Raw genomic sequence first — 4,186 nt, 5'->3', positions numbered from 1 at the left:
CGCGGCGGCGGGCGCCGCGGCGGCAGGTGCCCCGCCCAGCGCGGCGGCGGTGCCGGGGGACAGCAGCGCCTCGGGGAAGGCGACGTTCATCCAGCTGGTGGGGGCGGACAGGCCCGGGTCGAGGGCGCCGGCGGCGGCCGCGGCGGACCCGTCCGGCAGGCGCATGCCCGGGAAGCTGCCCTCGGCGGCGCCCGGGGCCCCGGAGCCGCCGTTCGACGCCTGCGTGACCATCACCGCGGCCAGCACGGACCCGGTGGCGACCAGGGCCCCGGCGGTGACCGCGGCCCGGCGGGCGGCCGCCGGGCTGCGGCGGCCGAGCTGGGCCGGGCGGGGCTGGATCGGCCGGTCGAGGGCGTGCGGGGCGCGACCCTCGCGGCGCAGCAGGGCGCCCACGGACACGATCTGGCTCGGTCGCGGGTCCCCCGGCTCGGGCTCGGCGTGGGTGGTGATCACCACGACGGACTCGTCCGGGACGGCCGGGCCCGCCGAGTCCTCGACGGACGGGCGGGGGGCGGGGATGCGGGGGAGCGGACGACGGTCGGAGTCCCCGGCCGCGGGCAGGGCATCGCGCGCCTCGCCGGCGGGACGCTGCGCGGGCACGTTGCGGCGCAACAGCTCAGCCACCGTGACGGGGTTCTCCGGCGGCAGCGGGTTGCCGACGCGATGCTCGTTCGTGGCCACGGACGGACGACCTCCTACGGGACGCTGGGAAGCGACCCGAACAGGTGTACCGGAGTCACGAGGCGTTCACCAAGTGTCATTCGCCCGCTCACCGCGCGTAGCGCGATCGGGTGAATTCCCGCTCACCGGACCGGAGGGACCGCTGGTCGCCCCGTTCGGCGTCGACACGATCGTGGAACGTTTGTCTCCGCAGGTCACGGGCCTGCGTCGGAGGCGGAGGTCCCATCACTCGACGTGACGGACACGCGAAAGATGTCACCACGCGTCACGTTACGACTCGGTGAGGATTCAGCCGCCGGTCGGGTACTTCGCCCGCTCCTGCTGCAGGCCGCGGTAGCCGACGAACCCGCCGCCCAGGGCGAGGATCACACCGATGATCGACGCGGTGGTCCCCCCGCTGGTGAGCAGCAGCCCCAGCAGCGAGACGCCCGCGGCGCCGCCCGCGACCGGGAACCTGCTCTTGGAGTAGGCCGCGATCTCGGAGCCCGCGGCCCCCTTCTTCTTCGCGGCGTTGTTCAACATCGCCACGTATCCGACATGTCCGAGCGCGGCCAGCAGCCCGACGAGCGCGACCAGTGTGAAGACGATCCCCATGTCTCCACAGTGCCACGTCGCGGCTGGTCCGTACGGGCGACACCCCCCCCCCCGGATCTCAGCGGGCTCCCAGCCGCCCGCGGCCCAGCCGGAGCAGCAGCATCCCGAGCTCGCGTCCCTCGGGGCCGAGGTCGCGGAAGCGCTGCAGCACGGTCATCTCGCGGCTGTAGACGATCCGCGGTCCGCCCGCGGCCATCCGGGCGGCGCCGATGCGCTGCGAGACCTCACTGCGGCGCTTGATCAGCCGCAGGATCTCGGCGTCGAGTGCGTCGATCTCGACGCGCAGGTCGGCGATCTCGGCGTCGGACGGGAGGTCGGTCACGGACATCGGTCCACTCCTTCTCAGAACGAAGTCCACCGGCCCATGGAAAAACCCCGGGTCCGACGGACTCCGGGGTTCGTGGTCTGCAGCGCTAGACGACGGGTTCCGGAATCCGGTACCCGTACGGAAATCGCTGCTCGCGGTGCACGGGGGACAGTGTGCCACAACCGTCGGTGCGCGGCGGTACCGTGTTCGACACGATGAGTGCTCTGTTCGAACTCCCCGCCCAGACCGTCGAACCGAAGACGAAGCGCGGCGCCGCGTTGCTCGAGGGGCTGAACCCCCGGCAGCGCGAGGCCGTCACGCACTCCGGGTCGCCGCTGCTCATCGTCGCGGGGGCGGGGTCCGGCAAGACCCGGGTGCTCACCCACCGGATCGGCTGGCTGCTCGCCGAGCGCGGCGTGCACCCCGGCGAGATCATGTCGATCACCTTCACCAACAAGGCCGCGGCCGAGATGAAGGAGCGGGTGGACGCGCTGGTCGGGCGCCGCTCGATGGCGATGTGGGTCTCCACCTTCCACTCCATGTGCGTGCGGATCCTGCGTCGCGAGGCCAAGCACCTGGGCGTGCGCAGCGCCTTCTCGGTGTACGACGCGGACGACACCCGCAGGCTGATCGGGATCGTCTCCCGGGACCAGGAGCTGGACCCGAAGAAGTTCGCGCCGCGCGCCGTCGCCGCGCAGATCTCGAACCTCAAGAACGAGCTGATCTCGGCGGAGGACTTCGCGGGCCGGGCGAGCAACGAGCACGAGCGCCGGATCGCCCAGGTGTACGCGACCTACCAGGAACGGCTCCGTCAGGCGAACGCCTTCGACTTCGACGACCTGATCATGGAGACGGTCTCGCTGCTGCAGCGGATGCCCGCCGTCGCCGAGTACTACCGCCGCCGCTTCCGGCACGTGCTGGTGGACGAGTACCAGGACACCAACCACGCGCAGTACGTCCTGGTCAGGGAGCTGGTCGCGCCCGCGACGGACGGCGCGCGACCGGCCGAGCTGTGCGTCGTCGGCGACTCGGACCAGTCCATCTACGCCTTCCGCGGCGCGAACATCCGCAACATCGTGGAGTTCGAGCAGGACTTCCCGGACGCGACCACGATCCTGCTGGAGCAGAACTACCGCTCCACCCAGACCATCCTCACCGCGGCGAACCGGGTCATCGAGCGGAACCCGAACCGGCGCGACAAGCGGCTGTGGTCGGAGCAGGGCGACGGCGACAAGATCGTCGGGTACGTCGCGGACAACGAGCACGACGAGGCGAGCTTCGTCGGGCAGGAGATCGACAAGCTGGTCGACTCCGGTGAGTTCCGGAACTCCGACATCGCCGTCTTCTACCGGACGAACGCGCAGTCCCGGGTGTTCGAGGACGTGTTCCTGCGGATCGGGCTGCCGTACAAGGTCGTCGGCGGCGTGCGGTTCTACGAGCGCAAGGAGATCCGGGACGCACTCGCCTACCTGCGGGTGCTGTCCAACCCGGAGGACACGGTCAGCCTGCGGCGGATCCTCAACGTGCCCAAGCGCGGCATCGGGGACCGGGCGGAGGGTCTGGTCGCGGACTACGCCGAGCGGGAGCGGATCTCGTTCAGCCAGGCGCTGCGCGTCGCGGCGGAGGAGCCGGAGAAGCTGCCCGCGCTCGCGACCCGCTCGCAACGCAACATCGCCGGTTTCCAGCGGATGCTGGACGAGCTGCGCGAGGGCGTCGAGCGCGGGGACGAGACCGCCGAGATCCTGGAGAACGTCTACGGCCGCTCCGGCTACACCGAGGCCCTGGAGGCCAGCGAGGACCCGCAGGACGGGACCCGGCTGGAGAACCTGGCCGAGCTCGTCACCGTCGCGCGGGAGTTCGCCGGGGACGCCGCCGTCGCGGACCTGGACGACAGCGACGTCGAGGTCGGCGCCCCGGAGCCGGGCTCGCTCGCCGCGTTCCTGGAGCGGGTCGCCCTCGTGGCGGACGCCGACTCCATCCCGGACGACGACCAGGGCATGGTCACGCTGATGACCCTGCACACCGCGAAGGGCCTGGAGTTCCCGGTCGTGTTCCTCACCGGCTGGGAGGACGGGATCTTCCCGCACATGCGGACCCTCGGGGACCCGGACGAGATGGCCGAGGAGCGCCGCCTGGCCTACGTGGGCATCACCCGGGCCCGGCAGCGGCTGTTCCTCTCCCGGGCGATCGTGCGGTCCGCCTTCGGGCAGCCCAGCACCAACCCGGCGTCCCGGTTCCTGGACGAGGTGCCCGCGGAGCTGGTGGACTGGGCGCGCTCGGAGCCGGAGCGCCCGTCGGCGCCGGTGGGCCGCTTCGGCTTCGGCCGTCGTCCGCAGGCCACGGACCGCGGGAGCTGGAACGTCCCCGCACGCACGCTGAACGCCGAGATCCACCTCGAGGTGGGGGACCGGGTCAACCACGACAAGTACGGCCTGGGCACCGTCATCGCGTCGGACGGGGTGGGCAACCGGGCCACGGTCACGATCGACTTCGGCAGCGCGGGCACCGTCCGGCTGATGCTGATCGGTGGGGTCCCGCTGCAGAAGCTCTAATGGGTCCTGTCGGGCTTTGGTTGTGCCAGGCTCGGCTCCGGTAGCGGCCAGC

Annotated in this window: 4 protein-coding genes; 1 reads left to right on the top strand and 3 read right to left on the bottom strand. The window is 71.8% G+C overall.

From position 1 onward, the window contains the following. From ABD993_RS32015 to ABD993_RS32005, 3 genes are all read right to left on the bottom strand, one after another. Positions 1-681: hypothetical protein (locus tag ABD993_RS32015; RefSeq protein ID WP_345426649.1), on the bottom strand; the 681-nt coding region annotated here is incomplete at its 3' end. A gap of 288 nt (positions 682-969) precedes the next feature. After that, positions 970-1,275 carry a hypothetical protein gene (locus tag ABD993_RS32010; protein WP_181782966.1) on the bottom strand — a complete coding sequence of 102 codons (306 nt, stop codon included), beginning with the start codon at positions 1,273-1,275 and terminating at the stop codon, positions 970-972. 58 nt (positions 1,276-1,333) lie between these two features. Beyond that, positions 1,334-1,603 (bottom strand): chorismate mutase, encoded by a 270-nt coding sequence (locus tag ABD993_RS32005; RefSeq protein ID WP_345426646.1) that lies wholly within the window; start codon positions 1,601-1,603, stop codon positions 1,334-1,336. 194 nt (positions 1,604-1,797) lie between these two features. On the opposite strand from ABD993_RS32005, the gene pcrA reads away from it, so the two are divergent. After that, on the top strand, positions 1,798-4,134 hold the full coding sequence (gene pcrA, locus ABD993_RS32000) for a DNA helicase PcrA (protein ID WP_345426644.1): 2,337 nt from the start codon (positions 1,798-1,800) through the stop codon (positions 4,132-4,134). Positions 4,135-4,186: the final 52 nt, after the last annotated feature.

Source organism: Pseudonocardia xishanensis (genome assembly GCF_039541715.1).
GTDB lineage: Bacteria > Actinomycetota > Actinomycetes > Mycobacteriales > Pseudonocardiaceae > Pseudonocardia > Pseudonocardia xishanensis.
Note: the sequence above shows the minus strand (reverse complement) of the source record. Positions and strands in the feature narration are given on the sequence as shown.